Below are 19034 nucleotides of genomic sequence, written 5' to 3'. Positions count from 1 at the left end.
TGAAAATTCTCGTGTTCGCTGCCCCATTCGATGTTCATAAAGGTGAAGGTCGCACGCAGTAAGCAGAGCCGTCCTGAAACGAGATCGCCATTCATGAGCAAGCCTGTGACGCCACGACTGCTGGACACGACGGTGGGCGCGGGGTCAGGTCTACGGTCTCGGATCGTCGAGCGGCCAGGCCTGGCGCTGTCGCCGGCCGATCTCGCGATGCTGGTCGAGGATGTCAGGTCCATCGCCCGCAGCGTTCTGGCGGACCGCGACCTGACCTACGGCATCTTCTCCGGCGATCCAGAGACCCTGTCCCGCACCGTGCTGACCGTTGTCTATGAGAAGCGGGGCGGACGGCCGGTCGCGTTCAACGCCCTGGCCATTCTGGATGCCGACCTGGGCGGACGGTCGGTGGAAATCCTGCATCTGGGTCTGGTCATGGTGCGTCCCGATGTGCGTGGAAGCGGTCTGTCCGCCACCCTCTATGGCCTGACCTGCGTCCTGCTGTTCGTGCGCCGGCAATGCCGGGCCGTCTGGGTGTCCAGCGTGACCCAGGTTCCGGCCGTCGTCGGCATGGTCGCCGAGACCTTTTCCGACGTCTATCCCGGCAGGCCGACGGCCCGACGCTCCTTCCAACACGAGCGATTGGCCCGCCAGATTATGGAGAACTGGCGTCACGCCTTCGGGGTCGGCGACGAGGCCGGTTTCGACGCGGATCGGTTCGTGATCACCGACGCCTATACCGGCGGTTCAGACGAGTTGAAAAAGACCTTCGAGAGCGCCGCCAAACATCGCGACGCGATCTACAACGCCCTCTGCGCTGCAGAGCTGGACTATGGCCGGGGCGACGACCTGCTGCAGATCGGTCAGATCGATATGCGCGCCGCCAGCCGTTATCTGGCCAAGGTGGCCCCGCCTGACACCGTCCCCGGCCTGCTCGGCCGGTTTACCCTGCTGATGATCCAGGCGGCCCTGCTGCCGCTGGTGCATTGGCTCGACCACACTCAACCCTGGGGAAGTTTGCGCGCATGGAAGACGTGACGGCCTTCGACTATGCCGAGTTCACCACCCGCAATCTGGGCTTCGTCACCGAGGCGGAACAGGCGGCCCTGAAAGGCGGCGCCGTATTCGTCGCGGGCGTGGGCGGCATGGGCGGCGCCTGTTTCCTGGCGCTGGTCCGCGCGGGCGTCGGGCGGTTCGCCGTCTGCGACATCGACGTGTTCGAAACGTCCAACATGAACCGCCAGGTCTTCGCCTTCACGGACACCGTCGGCCATGACAAGGCCGAGGTCGCCTGCGCGGCGGCGCGGCGCATCAACCCCGAGGTCGAGATCGAGCGGCTGGGCGCAGAGTGGGTGGATCAGGTCGCGGACCTGGCGGCGCGCTATCCGGTGATCGTCAACGGAACCGATGACATCGCCGCAAGCATAGCCCTGTATCGCGCCGCCAAGGCGGCCGGCGCGACCGTGATCGACGCCTATGCCTCGCCCCTGCCCTCGGTGATCGTGGTGCGTCCCTCCGACCCGCGCCCGGAGGAGCGTCTGAGGTATCCGACGCGCGGCAAGGCGCTGGATGCGATCCGGCCCGAAGACCTGCGAGCCAGCTTCATGAAGGAGCTCGAATACGTCATGGTCCATTCGTCGTCGGCCCGTCACGTCGATCTGGACGCGGCTGCCGCCCTCGCCGCCGGGACGGCCAAGCGGATGTCCTTCGCGCCGATGGTGATCTCGACCGGCTGCCTGATGGCCTATGAGGCGCTGTGGCTGCTGATGGGCCGCAGATCCAGGACCGATTGCCGAGGCTGGTTCCTCAACGCCTTCGCGGGCCGGACCGAACGGCCGTTGTGGGCGCCCGTCGCCGCCATAAAGGGGCTGGTCGTGCGCGCCTTCATGGCCCGATTGCTGAAAGACGCCGCATGATCCGGGTCGAGACCCAGGCCCTGCTCGACGGGTTCGCGGCGGCGGGACTGGCGGCCTATGTCGTCGCCCTGCTCGTGCGCCGCGCCGGGGGTCCGTTGACGCCGCGCCTGGTCTTCCTATTCGGGGCCATGTCGGTGTTCTATGGCGTGCGAAGTCTGGCCGTCCGAACGGGCCTGCCGATCTTCGAGGGCGCGACCTACGCCGCCATATCGCTCGCCCCCCTTGCGGCCCTGCTGCTGGCCGAAGGGCTGCTTCGCCGTCATGCGCCGCGCGCGATGAAGATCGCCGTCTTCGCAGCGTCCGCCCTGGGTCTGGGTTTCGCCCTGTTTACGACCAGCCATGTCGCCTTCGGCTCCCGTAGCGCGCTGGCCGTCATCATCCTTTCTTCCCTGGTCGCCATCCTGATCCTGTTGTGGGCGAGGGACCGCAAGGCCCTGTCGCGCGCAGAGAACGGCGCCGTTCGCCGTCTCGCCGTCGGCCTGGCCATCGTCATTCCGTTGATCGGCACTGACTTTTCCGAACTGGTGGCCGCGCCCATCGGGTTCAGCCCCATCGCCGCCCTCGTGATCGTCCTGCTGGCCCTGTCGAACGGGGTCAGCGATGCGCGCGACGTCTGGATCGACGCCGCCGTGATCGTGGCGACGACCCTGGCCCTGACCTGCGGCCTGATCGAACAACTGGATGTCGGCGCGCTCGACGACCGGGTTCGCCTGTTCGCCCTGATCGGCGCGGCCCTGATCACCATGACCCTGGTCGTCCGCATCCAGCCGTTCGGCGCCGCCGGACGGCGCACCAGTCTGCGCCAGCGCATGGCCTCGGCGAACACTCGATCCCTCGACGGCTTCCTGGGCGACCTGACCAAAGAGCCGATGCTGAAGGATCTGTCGGTCCTGTCCGAACACGATCTCGCCGACTATCGCCCCGAGGCGATGGCGCAGACGCTGGAGCGCCAGCCTCTGTGGAGCGCCGCCGCCCTGCAGGCCGGTACGGGGACGATCGACGAGACCGAACGCGAGCCGCTGCTGGATCTTCTGGCGCGATCCGACGCCACCCACGTCGGACTGTTGAGCCGGTCGCCGGTTCGGATCGGCCTGGTTCGATTGCCGGATCTGTTGCGCAACACCGAGGCCGAGATCGATCTGGGCCTCGCCTTCCGAATGGCGCGGCTGACGACGGAGAGGCCCGCATGACCGCTGCCGCCGTGACCCTTCGCGAGGGCGATCTGGAAGGCTTCTTCCGGGTTCCGTTGGAAATCTATCCCGCCGACAGCCCCTATGTGACGCCGATGCGCGCGGATCTGGAACGGTATTTGGATCCGTCGCGCAACCCTCTGATGCGCGACGACGGCGGCCGCCTGACCTTTTTCACCGCCTGGCGCGACGGGCGTCCGGTCGGACGGCTGACGGCCCACACCCATCCGTCCTCGAATGCGCGTCACGACACGCGACGCTGTCAGTTCGGCTATTTCGACGGCGAGGACAGCGTCGAAACCGCGCGACTTCTGTTCGACGCGGCCGAGACCTTCGCGCGCGCCGAAGGCTGTGATGAACTGGTCGGCGCTTTCAACCTGACGGCCATGCAGCAGGCGGGGGTCCTGACCGAGGGGTTCGAAAACCCGCCCTATACCGACATGATCTGGGGCGCCGCGCATCTGCCGCGCCTGCTGGAGGCCTGCGGCTACGCACCCGTGTTTCCGATGTCGACCTTCGAGTTCGATGTCGGACCGACGACTGCCGAAGCCCTGCTGGGCGACAAGCAGCGCGCGGTGCTGTCGAACCCCGACTGGACCTGGAAGCCCATCAGCCGCAGCGCCTTCAAGGCTCGGTTCGAGGAGGCCCGGCAATGCCTCAACGACGGCTTCAGCGACAATCCGATGTTCGTGCCCCTGACCCCGGCCGAGTTCGACTTTCAGGCGGGTGAGATGATGTGGATCGTGGATCCTCGCATCGCCTGCGTCGTCCACTACAGGGGCGAGCCCGCCGGGGTGGTGATCTGCATCCCCGACCTGAACCCGTTCCAGAAGGCGACGCGCGGTCGGATGGGGCCGATGACCATGGTCCATTTCATCCGCGAGCGGCTGAGGCGGCGACGCGCGGTGATCATCTTCTATTCGGTCAAGCGCGCCCTGCACGGACAGGGGCTGAACGGCGCCATGCTGCACCGGGTGATCAAGGCCCTGTTCGCGGGCGGCTACAAACAGTGCGGCGTGACCTGGATCGCGGACGAGAACACCGCCTCGCTGCGCCAGATGGAAAAGCTGGGCGCGCGGCGGCTTCAGCGACTGAACCTGTTCAGGAAAGATCTGCGATGACGCTGGATGCACAGACGTTCCGGGCGCTGGTAGGCGAAGCCGCCCTTTCCCCCAGCGTCCATAACACGCAGCCGACGCGGTGGCGGCTGATGCCCGACGGCCGGGTGCAGGTGCTGGAGGACGAAAGCCGCAGGCTGCCCGTCGGCGATCCCGAAGGCCGCGACCTGAACGTCAGCCATGGCTCGGCGGTGGAGGGCTTCTGCCTCGCCGCCGGACGGCGCGGCCTGAGGGTCGATGTCGGGCACGACGGCGTCAGCATCGCAGAACTGACCATTCGCCCTGGCGAGGTTTCCGATCCGCTGGCGGCACATCTAACCCAGCGGCGCACCTATCGCGGAAAGTTCGAAGGCGGCGCTGACGCCCAGGCGGCGCTGGCCCGATTGGAGCGCAGCGAGGACCTGATCGTCGTTCAAACCCCGGAGCCCATCGCTGAACTGGCACGCCTTTACGATGAGGCTAGCCTCCGCTGGTTCCGCAACGCCCCCTATCGTGCGGAGCTGGTGTCGTGGATGCGGCTGTCGCGACGCCATCCGTCCTGGTCTCTCGATGGGCTGAACGCCGAGGCCATGGAAATGTCCGGGATCGAGGCCGCCGGGGCCGGGGTCGTGCTGAGGCCCGGCGTGTTCGAGACGCTGGACCGGATCGGCCTGTCCGGCGCCCTGGTCGCCGAGGCGGCGGTGGTGCGCAGCGCCTCGGCCATCGCCCTGCTCCATCGCCCCGCGAACGAAGCGCCGTTCGACACAGGACGACGGTTTCATCGCGCCTGGCTCGGCTTCACCCAGGCCGGACTGTCGGCCGCGCCCATGGCGGTTCTGGCTGACGATGTCGAAGCGCGCGAACGCGTGAGTGCGGATTTCGACATCGGCGGCGACCGTCGCCTGATCACCGCCTTCCGGCTGGGGGTCGCGCCGGTTCGCGACCTGCCGCCCAAGCCTCGCCTCGGCCTGGACGCCTTGATCGTCTGAGCTAGAGGCCCTTCAGATATTCGATCAGGTCCCGGCGCTCGGCGACCGTCAGGCCTTCGACCTCGGCTTCATGACCGCGATTGGATCGGCCGGGCATACGGGTGTCGAACACGGCCGGCTGCGACCAAGGCCTATAGCCGGTGGGATAGACACGGACCCCGCCCTGGTCCCGCCCCGCGATGCCGACGGCCTCGAAATCCAGTCGATGACCCCCGACGAGAAACCGTTCGGATCGCGGTTCGAGCAACAGGAACTGCGCCAGCGTCGGCACGGACCCATTGTGCATATAGGGCGCGGTCGCCCACAGGCCGGACAGCAGGGTAGCGGCGTATTCGCCGGTCGGACGGGCGTCCAGAATCTTGTTATAACCGCCGTTGGCGGCGTAGCGCGTCAGGTCGTTTGTGAAGGCCGCCGCCCGCGCGGGGTCGGACCCGACATGACCATGCCAGTTCGGAAATCGCTCAAGCCGCGGGCGCTCCACCGGCCCGGAATAGACGCCGTGGCAGGACGAACAGGCGCGGGCATAGACCACCGCCCCTCTCGCCGCGCCGGCCCGATCGACCGGCCCCGGAAACGCTTGGGGGCGACGTGTCTCCAGCCAGGTGAAGGCGCGTTCCGCAGCCGGAATCTGACGATGGGCGCCGCGCGGCGACTGACCCATGCTGGGCACGGTGAAGAAGCTGGTGATGGCCGCCAAGCGGTTGCGATTCTCCGGCGTCAGATCCTCACGCCCCATCGACCGCCAGCGCGGCTGGCCCTGCGGCGCATAGGCGCCGTCGTACAGCAGGGTCGAACGGAAGTTGCGATCGGCGAGGTCGGGGATGGAGGTGAAGCCGGCCTCCTCCGCGCTGGACAAGGTGTGGCCTTGCAGCTTCAACGCCGCGATCCCGTTCGTCAGGCCGGGCGAGCCGTTGACGAACGGCAGGGGACTGCCCCCGTCGGGAACCTCGGCCAGCCGCCGCCGCGCCAGCGGAAGGACTGCCCAGCGCAGGCTGGCCATCTCCCACGCATCGGTCTCGGGAAACAGGGTTCGAACCGCCGCAAGAAGCGCGGGCGTATCGCCGCCCTGGCGTTTGAGGGCTTCCGTTACGGCTCGGGTGTAGGCTTCCAGATCCAGGCTGGTGTTGGGTGATCCCAGCCAGGCGGTCGTCGGTCGCGGCGACCCGTCGGCGGCATAGGCCGGCCCCGCATGGCAGGAGGCGCAGCCCAGGTTGGCGACCGTCACCTTGACCGGCGGCAGGCCCGGCGTGACTTCGCCGACGCTGATGCCTAACGGATGATTGCGGCTGGGCATGATCGGCGCATCGGCGCCTTCGATCCGCTCGGGCCACAGGAAGCCGAAGGTCTGGAGCCGCGCCCTGAGATGCGCCTGACTGACCTCGCCCCCCTGCCGATCGTCCAGCACCAGCGCCGCCGCGACCAGCTTCCACGGCACGGCCACCGTGTCCAGGGCCCTGAAGTTCACGGCCCCGAAATCGTGCCGCGCGAACGCCTCGGCCCCACCGACCGGCGTCCGCTCCAGCGGCGCCGACGCCGCCAGCACGAGGAGCCCCAGGCTCAGACCGATGCGGCGTTTCATTCCGGCCTCGACGCATTCAGCTCCGTCAAGCGCGCCTGGAACTCAGCCGTCAGCGCAGGATCGGCATCCGCATGCTCGCGCAGGAAGAGTGTCAGGGCCTCTCGGTACTCGGTTCGGAACTCACGATTGGCGGGGCTGGCGCGCACCCGGCGCTCGGCGATATCGACAGGCGCACGCCACTCGGCCAACAGACGCCGTCGTCCAGACGGCGTCTCATCCGTCAGGATGACGAAGTTTCGCGCGAAGCCGGGGACAAACTTGGCCGCAAACCGTTCCCCCAGCGGCGGCACCAGAATCTCGTTCCGTATCGGCCAAAGGGTTGCCGAAAGAGTGGAGAAGCGCGCCCGCTGATCGGGCCCGTCTTGCGTCCGGACCACGGCCTCATATCGCCAGACCGGCATGTCGTTGAGTCGCGACGCTGTCTCTTGGGCATCCGTGATCACCCCTTCGCCCCGCGTTCCGACAGCGTTGAGGAAGGCGGCGTTCAGAAACTGGCCCGTGAAGACATTGATCATGCCCACCACAAACACCGCCAGGGCGAAGATCAGCCCCCGACTGCCGCCTCTGCGAAGGGCGCGAAAAAGCATGATCGCGACCGTCCCGACCAAAGCGGCGATCATCACAAGCACAGGATGATAGGCCAGACAGTAGAAGACGAAAGACAATGCGCTCATGCAAACGACCTAGCACTGCTCGCGTGCTGGATCGATACGTGCGGTCCGAACTGAGGCGCTCAAGCCATCGCAGAACGGGCTTGCGGCCTATTCCGCCGCTTCCTAGGTTTGTCTTTTTAAGGCGCGACGTTGTGAAACGTTTGAACTCTTCAGATGCGAAATCGTCCACGGCGACCACCTTGGCCACGGCGACGTCGGCGGCTTCCAGCCGCCTCCGAACGCAGCCTCTGATCCACGGCCGTTCTTCAGTCCCGGATCTTCAATACCTTCAGGCGATCATGGATAGGCTAAGTTTCGACCACGTTTAGGGCCTCAAACCCCGCCGTCCAGTCGTGAACGACGAACCAGTCCATGATCTTCACCGAACATGTCTTTGCTGCGGTTCCCCAATCAGCCGTTCGATCGCCAGACAGAACGGGCTGATTGAGCCAGCCTGACCGGGACCGATCAACGCAACTCAAAAGTGGCGTGCAAGGCAGCTTGAGAATCGCCGCCGATCCAGATGTCGAACAGGCCTGGATCGACCACCCATTTACGCTCGGCGCCGCTCCAGTATTTCAGCTCCGCGTCGCCCAAGGTGAATGTCAGCGTGCGGCGTTCGCCGCGGGCCAGGGTGAAGCGCTGAAAACACTTCAGTTCGCGGATCGGACGAGCCGTACGCCCTGCCCGCTGATGGATGTGGAGCTGAGCCGTCTCGTCTCCTGTGCGTGCCCCGGTGTTGGCTACGGCGACGCGAGCGGTGCCGACGGGATTTCGGTCGACGGGGTCGAGGAACCCGAACTGACTCAGCAAATCGCCTCGGTCACACCCCACGACGGCGTCATCCGCACCGGCGCGATGCGGGACGCCTCAGGGCGCGGGTTTGCGTCTATCCTCTACAGGCTGCGTGGGCCTCAGGACGTATTCCGGGTCGAGTATGAGGATGGCGCCGGGCGACATGCCCGCGATCTGCCGGGCGTACCGGCGAGCGCCCGGCCGCAGTCGGCGCCCGAGGGTCCTTCCCTGCCAACGCTGGAATGGCTCGATGACAACACTGCCTATCTGGCCGTGCCGACCTTCAGCAACCGGCGGATAAGGGCGGCCGGAACCACCTTCGCCGACGCCATTCACGCGATCTTCCAGGATCTCGAACAGAGGGGCGCACGCGATCTGATCCTCGACCTGCGCGAGAACGGGGGCGGATCTGAACCGAACAAAGCCGTACTGTTTTCTTACCTCGTTGAGCGGCCTTTGCATCGCTATGCGAAGGTCGAGGCGCGCGGCCAGCACATCTCGGTCAGGAGCCTGAGCGGCCGGACGTTCGAAACGGACGTCTTCGAGGCGGAGGGTCTGCCCCGACAAAGACGGCTCTGGAACAGGCGCCTGACCCGCCGCAACGCCCCGCCCCTAGGCCTGATGTCACGCTGGACGCCGTCGTCGCCGGTGTTCAAGGGTCGACTGGTGGTGTTGGCAGGCGGAAGTACATTGTCGGGCGGGGCCGAGCTGGCCTCAATACTCTACCATGTCCGACGCGGCGTGTCGTCGGCGAGGAGGTCGGCGGCGCCCATGAGGGCAATAAGAGCGGCTATAGCTGGGATCTCGAACTGCCGAACAGCCACATGGACCTCAAGATCCCGTTGCTGCTGTTTCGGATGAACCGGCCCGGCCTACCCCGGGATAGAGGCGTTCAGCCGGATTGCCCGGCACCGCCCTTGGCGCTCGAACAGGACCAGCGCCGCGACCGGGCATGGCGGATAGCGCGTGACCTTCTGACTGAGGATTGGCGTTCGCCGACCGAAGCGGTGTGCCCGCTCTCCAATTAAGGTGTCTCAGGCTTGCCAGCGGTAGAGTGCTGTGCGCTTCCGCGCATACCGAAAAGCGCACATCCTGAACATCTCACATGAGTCAGAATCGGACCTTCCGCCCGTTCACGAGGCCGACGGTCCCGCTCCCCTGTAACCCCCAGGCGAAATGTCGGTTTTGACCCGCTCTCGCGCAGCCCTTACCTCATCACAATGCGCCGTTGCCGCAAGGCTGTCGTCTCCTGTGACGACAGCGGCAACAAGCTCATCGCGTTTTTCAGATAGTCGTCCAGCGGACCGGAAAACGGCCAGTCGGAACCCGGCACGAAGCGGCCGATGCTGACGCTCCGCATGACATCGACCAGTCGAGCGCGGTTGTCGGGCGACGTATCGGAGTCGAAGACCTGGGCTAGGTCGAAGAACAGGTTGGGCGCAGTGTTAGGCCGTTCCGCCAGGACTTCTCGAAATCCCTCCAGCGCGTTCCAGGTGTTATCGTCCAAGCCGCCCCAGCCGCCGGAATGAGCGATGACGACGGGGATGTTGCGGGCGTGGGGCAGAACCTGTTCGACGAAGATTCGAACATCGGGCGCGCCGTAGTCTTCCGCTCGAGTGCGCATGTGGATCATGATGGTCAGCCGGGCGTCCGATGCGGCCTCGAAAACGACCGCCAGGCGACGGACGTGGTCGGGATTGCGCAGATCGACACCCGAGTTGGTCAGGTGCAGCTTCAATCCCTGGGCGTAGGGGGCGTCCTTCCACGCCCGAATTTCCGCCAGAGCATCGGGCGCCAGCGGATTGACCGAGACGAAAGCGACCAACCGCCCCGGATGCGCCGCCGCCGTGGCGACGGTGAAGGCGTTGGCGTCGTGAACCCGCGTCGCGGCGTCGGCCAGCGCAGGAACCATCATCGGGCTTTCGGCCAGATAGGCGGTGGACATCATCCAGGCCGTCTGGACGCCCGCCTCGTCCATGTCCGCCAGCAGATCATCGGCCGTCAGCGGCTCGACGAAGGCCGGATCGCAGGCGCCGATACGCCCCGGACTGCTGCAATAGGCCGGCAGGATCTCCAGAATCGCGGGCGAATGGACGTGGACGTGATGGTCGGTGTGAACCGGCGTGCGGCTCTGCGCCATCACGGGCGCGGCAAGGAGCGCGGCCGAAACCGCGCTCGCCGCGACGATGCGTTTGAAGGTCATGAACGGTTTTCTGAACGGCGCCGGTCGGGGCTCAGCGCGCGGCGTCGCCCAGCAAGGTCTGTTTCCAGAACAACAGGCTGGTCCAGAAATAGTAGTCCTCGTTTTCCTTCTTGTGGAAACCGTGACCCTCGTTCTGCGCCAGCAGGTGCCAGGCCGTGCCGCCGTTGCTGCGGACCGCGCTGACGATCTGATCGGCTTCGGACGCGGGAACGCGGGGGTCGTTGCCGCCTGTGGCGACCAGCAGGGGAATGGTGATCTTGTCAACGCTGGTCAGGGGCGAGATCGCCTGAAGCTGGGCGCGCTGGGCCGGATCACGCTCGTCGCCGTATTCGACGCGTCGCAGGTCGCGCCGATACGACTGGGTGTTTTCCAAGAAGGTGACGAAGTTGGAGATGGCGACGTAGCAGTTCGCCCCCTTCAGCCGGTCGCTGTAATGCACCGCCGTGGCGTAGCACATATAGCCGCCGTAAGAGACGCCGGTCACGGCGAACCGTGAGGCGTCGAGATTGGGATCCACCTCCAGCGCGTCGAGGAAGGCGCCTACGTCCTTGACCGAATTCTCGCGCTGGAACGGGCCGTTGTCCAAGTTGACGAAGCGCGTGCCGTAGCCCGAGGACCCCCGTACATTGGGGAAGAAGATCGCCACGCCGAGCTCATTCAGCAGATAGTTCTGCGAGCCCAGGAAGTCGGGTCGGGTCTGGCCTTCCGGGCCGCCGTGAATGTCGACGATCAGGGGGCGCTTGCCGGGGAATTTGGCGGGGTCAGGTTGATAGAGGAAGCCGGAAACGGTCTCGCCGTCGAAGCTTTTCACCTCCACCAGCTTGGGTTCGATGTTGATCGCGGGGTCCAGGCCGCCGGTCTCGCTGTGGGTCCATTGGGTGACGGCCAGCGTCGTGGGATCGATTGAGAAGGCGTCGCCCGACACGCGAGCGGACGACAGGCTCAGCCCGATCGCCCCCCATGGCGCGATGTCGATGGACGGGCCGATGCTGTAGGGGATGACGCCGTCAGGCAGGCCGGAGACGACGCGGACCGCCCCCGTGGCGACATCCATGACCTTGAGCCGAGAGACGCCCGCCTCGTTCACGGCGTAGGCGATGAAGCTGTCGTCCGGCGCCAGGGCGTAGTCGCTGACATCCCACCGGGTCTCGGTGCTGACGGGCGCGAAACCGCCCTGCCCGATCCGTCCCAGGCGCAAGAAGTCGGAATCCTTGTTGGACGTCGCCCAGACCGTGCCGTCGGCCGCATATTTGGGATCGACATAGGAGACCTGGGCCGCCGGATCGGTCAGCGGGGTCATGCGGCCGGACGCCAAGTCCAGCTCATAGACCACGGCGTTGTTTATCGACATCCGGTTCAGGACCAGGGCCTTGGTCCCGTCCCTGGAGAAGTCGGCGATGTTCCAGCCGCCGCCGGACACCTGCGCCACCAGACGGTCGGTCGAGGGATTTTCAGGATCGACGACATACAGATCCATGTCCGCGCCGTTGCGGCGCGACGAGGCATAGCCGACGCGTTTGCCGTCCGGGCTCCAGGCGCCGAACCAGTTGCGGCTCTTGCCGTCGGTGATGCGGGTCAGGCGGCCGCCGGTCAGGGTGTAGAGCTGGTAGAACTCGTCCCCGCCATTGTCCTTCTGGACCAACAGGGTCTGGCCGGACGGCGACAGGGCGCCGGCCAGGATCGGCTCCGCCTCGAAACTGATCTGGGTGCGTGCGCCGTCGGGACCGGCGACGACGTGAAGCTGGTCCGTAGCGCCGAACCGGGTCTTGACCAGCATGGATCGGTCGGCGGCGTTCCACCCCAGGAAGGCGGCGCGGCGCGCCTGAAGATAGGGTTGGGTCGCGGCGACCAGATCGTCCGGCACCGCCGGCAGGCCATCGGCCACAATCGCAGCCGGTTTGGGCGCTTCGGCGAAGGCGGCGGGCGCTGCGGAAATGGCGAGCGCGAGGGCCAGCGGGAGACGAGAGATCATCATTCAGACCGTGAACTGGGGGAAAGAAGAAGGGGTCGCCGGCTCCCGATCGGGAGAACGAAGCCGGCGACCGGGAGCGCGCTACCCGAACTAGAAGCGGTAACGCGCGCCTACCGTGACGTACCGACCGACGACGTCGTAGTACGGAGAGAAGAGCGACCCATCCGGAGGCGACTTGTCGAACAGGTTGGTCGCATTGGCGTAGAGCTCGACGCCGTCGGCGCCGTAGTGGGCCAGATCGGCCGTCAGCCCAAGATCGACGTAAGTGAAGGCGTCGATGTCGTTGTTCACGATCTTGACGGTGCTGTTGTAGACGCCTTCCGAGATGTAGCGAGCGCGCAGGTTTGCGCCGAACACCTCGCCCTGCCAGCCCAGGCTGGCGTTGACCCGCAGTTCCGGCACGCCCAGGCCGAAGGCGTAACCCTGCGACTTGACGTATTCGATCTCGGAGATGCCGTCGTCCGTCGTCAGGCTGTTCACCCAGGTCCCGACCAGGCGCATCTTCACCCGTCCGGTCGCGCCCGGAACCCACAGGTCCGCCGGCGACGAATAGGACACTTCGGCGTCGATGCCATCGGTCTGATACTCGGCCAGGTTCACATAGGTGGACCGGGTGCGGATCAGATTGCCCGAGGCGTCACGGTCGACATTGGCGCAAAGTGCGGTGTTCCCGTTGAAGCAGCGGCTGACCAGATCCTGCGGTGCGATCGTGGTGATCACGTCGTCGATCTTGATGTTGTAGTAGTCGACCGACATGTTCAGGCCGGGGATCGACGGGGGCGAATAGGTCAGTCCCAGCGTCAGGGTGTCCGCCGTTTCCGGCGCCAGGTTCGGGTTACCCCCGCCGTTGTTCAGCGTGTAGACGGTCTGGCCCTTCAGCGGGTCGTTGATGTTGTTATAGCCGGTCGTGGTGGTGGTGTAGAGCTCGGTCAGGTTGGCCGAACGGATGTCGCGCGACTGGGTGATGCGCCCCCGGAAACCCGGGAAGAACTCGTTGGTCGCGCCGACCTTCCACGACCAGATCGAGCCCGTGGTGTCGTAGTCAGAGATGCGGGCAGCGGCGTTGAACTCAAGATTGTTCAGGACCGGCAGGTCGCGAACGATCGGCACCAGGATCTCACCGAAGGCTTCCTTGACGGTGAACTCGCCCGACATGGCCGAGAAGCTGAAGGTCTGGAAGGCCTTGGCCGCGTCCAGTTCACCCACGCGCTGATCGGTCTGCTCCTTGCGGGCCTCCAGACCGACGGCGATCGACACATCCCCCGCAGGTAGGCTGAAGGGCTCGCCGCGCAGGCTGACGCCGGCGACATCCAGCTTGGTGGTCGTGCGCTGCTGGGGCGTGCCGGTGACGTAGTCGATGGCTTCCTGAGACGGCGCGCCCAGGCCGAAGAGGTTGATCGGCACGCAGCCGGAGTTGGCGTTGGTCAGGGTCACGCGGCAGACGGGCTGATTGGTGACGGGGCTGATGACCGAGTCGACCGCCTGGGCGTAGTTGGTGGTCAGCAGGAAGCCGGGCGTGTCGATATTATTCTCGTATTCGCCGTGGCTGTAATAGGCGCCCCAGCGCCAGTTGTCGCCGAACTCGCCGTCCAGGGCGATGGTCGCCTGGGTCGTGACCCGCTCGAAGTCGATGGTCGAATAGGACAGGTCGGAGTTGAAGCGGCCCATGGTGAACGAGGTCTGGCCCGCCGCCGCCATCTGCTGCTTGATCGCCGTCGACAGGAAGGCGTTGTCGTTCTTGATCGTCAGATTGCCGCGGTTGTGGTCGCCGAACCAGATGTAGTTGTTCCACATCCGCGAATGACGGACATCGGCGGTCAGGCGCAGTTTGTCGGAAAGCTCGTAGGTGGCGCTGGCCAGACCAGTGTAACGCCGCTGGGGCGTGACCAGGGGGCTGAGGTCATCGTTCGACGGTCCTTCGCCGCCAACCGTATTCGTGCCGACCACCGTGCCATAGTTGAAGGCGCGCAGCGTGCCGTCGGGGTTGAACACCTTGCCGGCGTTCACGCCGGACATGATCAGACCGCCGTAGGCCGCGTTGGAGAAGCCGACGTTGGGAACAGTGACGAATCCGCCCGCGCCATTCGAGACCTGGGCCCAGCGACCGATGGACGGACGCGAGGTCTTGGGGACGACACCGTCATTGTCCAGATATTCGCCTCCGATGACGAAATGACCGCGGTCGTTGGCGAACGGCGTGCCCCATGCGGCCTCGAAACGTTGCTGTTCGGCGTCATCGAAGGACGAGATGCCGTATTCGGCGCCCAGCTTGCCGCCCGTGAAGAAGCGGTCGATGCCGATGTTCACCACGCCGGCGACAGCGCCTGATCCCCAGGCTGCGGATGCGCCGCCGGTGACGACGTCCACGCTCTTCACCAGAACGGACGGAATGCTGTTGAGGTCGTTCTCGCTCGACGCCCGGCGCCCGTCGATCAGGACCAGCGTGCGGTTGATCCCCAAGCCGCGCAGGTCGACCGGTGCATTGCCCGCGCCGGTGTTTGTGCCGGTGGTTTGGGGCGAGCTGCTGGCCTTGAACTGAGGCATGTCGTTCAGCGCAGCCGCGATGTTGGAGCGTGCGCCGACCGAAAGATCCTCGGCCGTCAGATGGATGGTGGGCGTGGGCGCCTGGAAGCCGGCCCGGTCGATCCGGGACGCGGTGACGACGATGTCGTCCACCGAGGCGGCGGCTTCTTGAGCCGTTTGGGCGTCCTGTGCGTGAGCGATGCCGGCGCACGAGAGAAGGGCGATGGCGCTGCAGCAGGTGGTCAGATGGCGGTTGAGACGAGACAAGGCGATGGTCCTCATAAAGATGACGCCCCTCCCCAGGGGTGTCTGACGCGAGCGACGCTCTGCGGCGCCGTTTCGCCCCCGCTGTCATCAGGCCTGAGAGCTTCGGGGCCTTGCGACCCGTTTCTCCTTCGGCGAGGGCGGATCCCCCGGACCCGTCCTTCTCTCCAGCGTTCCTTCAGCAAGACGGTCCGTTTGCCTGAGCGTTTCCGGGGCGGTTGCGCCTTCGGCGTCGGCCGGAGCCGATCTCTCCCGCCTTGCTGAAGCTGAGTAAGATCGACCCCAGGCGCGGTGTCAAATAGGTGAAAACCGCAATTTTATTGCCGTTCGAAGCGCTCCGTTCGCATTTCGTTGCTCTCCGGGATCAAGTGCAGTCACTTATGGCCGCGCTAGAACGGCGGCTCGAGCGGCCGTGACGGCAGCGTGACAGAAAGGCGGGTTTCGGACTTTGTGGACTTATCCACAGAAACGCTTAGGGCGCGGCAGGATCCGAGGGCGCCCTGACGCCCAGACGCATCGCTGCGTCCCAACGCGTCAGCAGGCCCGCACGCCGGGCCTGATCCAGATTGGCCAACAGGGCCGGACCCACACGGATAGGCCGAACGCCAGGCGACGCGGGACGCAGAGGCGCATCGACATCGTCGCGGACAGGCCGAACACCCAGCGCCCCGATCACCCGCTGGCCTTCGCGCGACAGGAGGAAGTCCAGAAACAGTCGCGCCGCGTTCGGATGGGCGGCGTTGCGAGGAATGAAGGCCACGCGCGACACGGACAGATGATAGTCGTCAGGCGTGATCAACCCGATCTGGGGAACACGCTCGGCCCAGGATTCGCCGTAGGATCGGTTCATATTGTAGGCGAACACCATCCGCCCATCGGCGATCTGGCCCATCATCCTCTGCCCCGAGGTGTCCAGGCGCGGACGCTGGGCGCCCAGCGCCTCCATCAATGGCCAGGCGTCGGGATAGATCTGCACGTCCGCCGACAGCTGCATCAGGGCCACGCCGCTGCGTTCGGCGTCATAGAGGGTGACGCGGCCGTCGAAGATCTCCGGTCGGGCCCTCAGCAACCCAAGCAGATCCGCGTGACTGCGCGGCACGTCAGGGCCCGAAAGCTGGCCCTTGTTATAGGCGAACACGATCGGCTCGGCGGTCAGCCCATACCCCTGATCGCGCCACACCGACCCGTCGGGCATCGCCGACCGGTGCGGGGACTTGTAGGCTTGGGCATAGCCGTCGTTGATCAGCTTGACCTGCACATCCATCGCCGTGCTCCAGACCAGGTCCGGCCCATCCTGCCCGGCGTCCGCAAGCGCGCGAACCTGTTCGGCGATCCGCGTGGAGTTGATGTCTTCCAGATGTACTCTGATCCCGGGCCAGCGACGACCGAAGGCCTCCAGGACCGGCCCCATCAGGCTGGTGTTGGTCAGGATGTGCAGCTCCCCTTCACGGCGCGCCAGCCAACGCACCCGCTGCGCCGTGCCCGCCCCCTTCGGCTCCGAGGAGCAGGCGGCGGCGCCCAATCCCGCCAGGCCTCCCGCCAGACCCATCAGCAGATGTCGTCGATCCGTCTTCACCGCTCCGGCTTTCTGGTTATGGTGTCGCTCATGATCCGTCGCCCCGTCCTGTCGCCATGAGAATACTCGTCGTCGAAGATGACAAGGCGCTGCGGCATTCGCTCGAGGCCAGTCTTCACGAGGCGGGGTTCGAGGCAAGCTGTATCGACAGCGGCGAACAGGCCTTGCAGCTCGAAAGCGCCGAGGTCTTCGACGCCGCCATCCTGGACATAGGCCTGCCCGACATCGACGGCTTCGAGGTGCTCCGAACCCTGAGACGTCGAGGATCAACTACGCCGGTGCTGATGCTGACGGCGCGCGACGCCCTCGGCGATCGCGTCGCGGGCCTGGACCTCGGGGCCGACGACTACCTGGTCAAGCCGTTCGCCCCATCGGAACTAGTTGCCCGCCTTCGCGCCATCGTGCGCCGGCGTCAGGGACAGGCCGCCGGCGCGGTCGTGGTCGGAACCCTCTTCTGCGACTGGCGCACCGGGCGCGCCCTGGTCAACGACCGCGACCTCGCTTTACGTCCCCGCGAATGGGCCGCCTTGCGCGTCCTGGCGTCCCGGCCGGGACAGGTGGTGGACCGCGACCTGCTGGCCGCCGAGGTGTTTCCGCAGGACGAGGCGCCGTCCCTCAATGCGCTGGAAATCCATGTCGGCCGCCTGCGTCGCAAGCTTCAGCCCGACGGCCCCGCCGTGACCAATATCCGCGGTCGCGGGTATCGCCTCGATCCATGAGCCTCGCTCGGCCCGCCCGTTCCCACAGCCTGGTCATACGTCTGTTGATCGCACAGGTGGTTCCGCTGGCGATCTTCGCCGTCGTCGTTCTGGCGGTCGGCGCCTGGACCGCCCAGCGGGTGGTGGCGAACAATGCGGACCGACTGCTAGCCGGCGCGCTTCAGACCATTCGTGAGACGGTATCGGTCGCGAATGATCGCATCACCGTCGACGTCGCGCCCTGGGCCCTGGCCTTACTGGACGGTCCTGAGCGTGACGCCGTCTTCTACAGCGTCCGCGAAGGCGACCGGCTCGTCACCGGCTATCCCGACCTGCCCAACCTCCCGCAGGCCCAGGCCGATCGGCCGGTCTTCGCAGATTTGTCCGTCAGGGGCGTTTCGGTGCGGATGGCGCAACAGACCCTGATCATTCCCGGTCGCAACGCCCCCGTCCGCGTCTCGGTCGCCCAGAGCCTGGACTCTCGCCGCGCCAGCCTGCGCGAGCTTTATCGCAGCATGCTGCTCCTTCCCGGCCTTCTTGTCGTGCTCGCTGGCCTTCTGGTCTGGCCCGCCCTGCAATGGGGCCTGAACTCGCTCAAACGTCTGATCGACGATCTGACGCGCCGCCCCAGCCCCTCTGCCGATTTCGCCCCGACCAATGTCGATCTCGCGCCGCGCGAATTCTGGCCGGTTCTGAACGCATTCAACCATCTGCTTGCGCGACTGGAAACCTCGACCTCCGGCATTCAGCGGTTCGCGGCCGACGCCTCGCACCAACTGCGTACGCCGCTTTCGGTGGTATCCGCCAATCTCGAGATTCTGGAAGGCTCGTCACGACCCTGGACGCCCCAGGAACGGCGACTGATCGCCGATTCCCGCGACGCGGTCGGGGGTATGACACGCCTCGTCGGGCAACTACTGTCCACGGCCCGCGCCGACGGCGCTCGGATATCGTCTTCCGCGGATCTGGGCCGCGCCGTTCGCCGGGCTTGTCAGGCCGCCCGCGAGCGCCGGGCCTTCCCCGCCGGCGCTCTGCGCCTCCGTCTTCCGGCCGAACCGGTGATCGTCCTCGGCGCCGAAGAGCTCATCACCGAACAGATTCTCAACCTCATCGACAACGCCTTCCACCACGGCGCCCCGCCTGTGATCGTGCATGTGCACACGACAGGTGCGGTCTGCGTCTGGGATCACGGGCCAGGCGTCGACGAAGCCACGCTTCCCCACCTCACCGACCGATTCTTCCGCGCCAGCTCATCCCAAGCGTCCGGTTCAGGTCTAGGCTTGGCGATCGTTCACACCCTGGCCGACGCCCAGGGCGCGCAGTTCGAACTGTATAACCGAGGCGTGGAGCGAACCGGCCTAGTCGGGAAGATTGCTTTTCAACTTGGCTAAAAAGTGCGGCCAAAAAACAGACATCTTCAACTTCCGATTTGAGTTAGGCTCGGACCTTCAGCCGCTAGTGGCTCCGCGGATTTCAAGCACGCGCGTGTCTGACGGGTTGGGCTCCAGCCTACAGTGTATACCGTCAAAAATACCGTCAGCGATAAATTGCTGGAAACTCTTTTCACTCAAACTTGGCGAGTTTTGGT

General features: G+C 65.9%; 15 protein-coding genes and 1 riboswitch. Of the genes, 8 read left to right on the top strand and 7 right to left on the bottom strand.

Going from position 1 to position 19034, the window contains the following annotated elements:
• Positions 1 to 93: 93 nt before the first annotated feature.
• Genes CHRYSEO8AT_RS12745 through CHRYSEO8AT_RS12725 form a run of 5 tightly spaced genes read left to right on the top strand, consistent with a single transcriptional unit; the run spans position 94 to position 5183 of the window.
• Positions 94 to 1029 carry a hypothetical protein gene (locus CHRYSEO8AT_RS12745; protein WP_159850583.1) on the top strand — a complete coding sequence of 312 codons (936 nt, stop codon included), beginning with the start codon at positions 94 to 96 and terminating at the stop codon, positions 1027 to 1029.
• A complete protein-coding gene (locus CHRYSEO8AT_RS12740) occupies positions 1017 to 1907 on the top strand; it encodes a ThiF family adenylyltransferase (RefSeq protein ID WP_159850581.1) in 891 nt (296 codons plus the stop codon). The genes CHRYSEO8AT_RS12745 and CHRYSEO8AT_RS12740 overlap by 13 nt, the downstream gene beginning before the upstream one ends.
• Positions 1904 to 3097 (top strand): hypothetical protein, encoded by a 1194-nt coding sequence (locus CHRYSEO8AT_RS12735; RefSeq protein ID WP_159850580.1) that lies wholly within the window; start codon positions 1904 to 1906, stop codon positions 3095 to 3097. Before CHRYSEO8AT_RS12740 ends, CHRYSEO8AT_RS12735 begins: the two co-directional genes overlap by 4 nt.
• A complete protein-coding gene (locus CHRYSEO8AT_RS12730; RefSeq protein ID WP_159850578.1) occupies positions 3094 to 4218 on the top strand; it encodes a GNAT family N-acetyltransferase in 1125 nt (374 codons plus the stop codon). The genes CHRYSEO8AT_RS12735 and CHRYSEO8AT_RS12730 overlap by 4 nt, the downstream gene beginning before the upstream one ends.
• A complete protein-coding gene (locus tag CHRYSEO8AT_RS12725) occupies positions 4215 to 5183 on the top strand; it encodes a hypothetical protein (RefSeq protein WP_159850576.1) in 969 nt (322 codons plus the stop codon). The genes CHRYSEO8AT_RS12730 and CHRYSEO8AT_RS12725 overlap by 4 nt, the downstream gene beginning before the upstream one ends.
• A gap of 1 nt (position 5184) precedes the next feature.
• Here CHRYSEO8AT_RS12725 and CHRYSEO8AT_RS12720 read toward each other — a convergent pair whose 3' ends face one another.
• The 3 genes from CHRYSEO8AT_RS12720 to CHRYSEO8AT_RS12710 form a co-directional block, all read right to left on the bottom strand.
• A complete protein-coding gene (locus tag CHRYSEO8AT_RS12720) occupies positions 5185 to 6762 on the bottom strand; it encodes a hypothetical protein (RefSeq protein WP_159850574.1) in 1578 nt (525 codons plus the stop codon).
• Entirely contained in the window at positions 6759 to 7436 is a 678-nt protein-coding gene (locus CHRYSEO8AT_RS12715; protein ID WP_159850572.1) for a hypothetical protein, read from the bottom strand. Before CHRYSEO8AT_RS12715 ends, CHRYSEO8AT_RS12720 begins: the two co-directional genes overlap by 4 nt.
• A 447-nt stretch (positions 7437 to 7883) precedes the next feature.
• A complete protein-coding gene (locus tag CHRYSEO8AT_RS12710; RefSeq protein WP_159850570.1) occupies positions 7884 to 8249 on the bottom strand; it encodes a fibronectin type III-like domain-contianing protein in 366 nt (121 codons plus the stop codon).
• A gap of 24 nt (positions 8250 to 8273) precedes the next feature.
• Between CHRYSEO8AT_RS12710 and CHRYSEO8AT_RS12705 the strand changes: the two genes are divergently transcribed.
• Positions 8274 to 9071: a S41 family peptidase gene (locus tag CHRYSEO8AT_RS12705; RefSeq protein ID WP_159850568.1), complete on the top strand. Its 798-nt coding sequence runs from the start codon at positions 8274 to 8276 to the stop codon at positions 9069 to 9071.
• A 346-nt stretch (positions 9072 to 9417) separates the two neighbouring features.
• On the opposite strand, the gene CHRYSEO8AT_RS12700 is transcribed toward CHRYSEO8AT_RS12705, so the two are convergent.
• The 4 genes from CHRYSEO8AT_RS12700 to CHRYSEO8AT_RS12685 form a co-directional block, all read right to left on the bottom strand.
• Entirely contained in the window at positions 9418 to 10413 is a 996-nt protein-coding gene (locus tag CHRYSEO8AT_RS12700) for an amidohydrolase family protein (RefSeq protein ID WP_159850566.1), read from the bottom strand.
• A gap of 31 nt (positions 10414 to 10444) precedes the next feature.
• Entirely contained in the window at positions 10445 to 12385 is a 1941-nt protein-coding gene (locus CHRYSEO8AT_RS12695; RefSeq protein WP_159850564.1) for a prolyl oligopeptidase family serine peptidase, read from the bottom strand.
• A 90-nt stretch (positions 12386 to 12475) separates the two neighbouring features.
• Positions 12476 to 15175 (bottom strand): TonB-dependent receptor domain-containing protein, encoded by a 2700-nt coding sequence (locus CHRYSEO8AT_RS12690; protein ID WP_236547532.1) that lies wholly within the window; start codon positions 15173 to 15175, stop codon positions 12476 to 12478.
• A 174-nt stretch (positions 15176 to 15349) separates the two neighbouring features.
• Positions 15350 to 15437: riboswitch (glycine riboswitch) on the bottom strand.
• A 207-nt stretch (positions 15438 to 15644) separates the two neighbouring features.
• Positions 15645 to 16748 carry an ABC transporter substrate-binding protein gene (locus tag CHRYSEO8AT_RS12685; RefSeq protein WP_159850560.1) on the bottom strand — a complete coding sequence of 368 codons (1104 nt, stop codon included), beginning with the start codon at positions 16746 to 16748 and terminating at the stop codon, positions 15645 to 15647.
• Positions 16749 to 16804: 56 nt separating this feature from the next.
• Here CHRYSEO8AT_RS12685 and CHRYSEO8AT_RS12680 point away from each other — a divergent pair, with 56 nt between their 5' ends.
• Both CHRYSEO8AT_RS12680 and CHRYSEO8AT_RS12675 read left to right on the top strand, forming a co-directional pair.
• Positions 16805 to 17467, top strand: coding sequence for a response regulator transcription factor (locus CHRYSEO8AT_RS12680; RefSeq protein ID WP_159850558.1), 663 nt, complete (start codon positions 16805 to 16807; stop codon positions 17465 to 17467).
• Positions 17464 to 18837, top strand: a complete 1374-nt coding sequence (locus CHRYSEO8AT_RS12675) for a sensor histidine kinase (protein WP_159850556.1) — start codon at positions 17464 to 17466, stop codon at positions 18835 to 18837. Before CHRYSEO8AT_RS12680 ends, CHRYSEO8AT_RS12675 begins: the two co-directional genes overlap by 4 nt.
• Positions 18838 to 19034: the final 197 nt, after the last annotated feature.

The sequence above is a fragment of the Brevundimonas sp. G8 genome, assembly GCF_902506205.1.
In the GTDB taxonomy this organism is placed as follows: domain Bacteria; phylum Pseudomonadota; class Alphaproteobacteria; order Caulobacterales; family Caulobacteraceae; genus Brevundimonas.
Note: the sequence above shows the minus strand (reverse complement) of the source record. Positions and strands in the feature narration are given on the sequence as shown.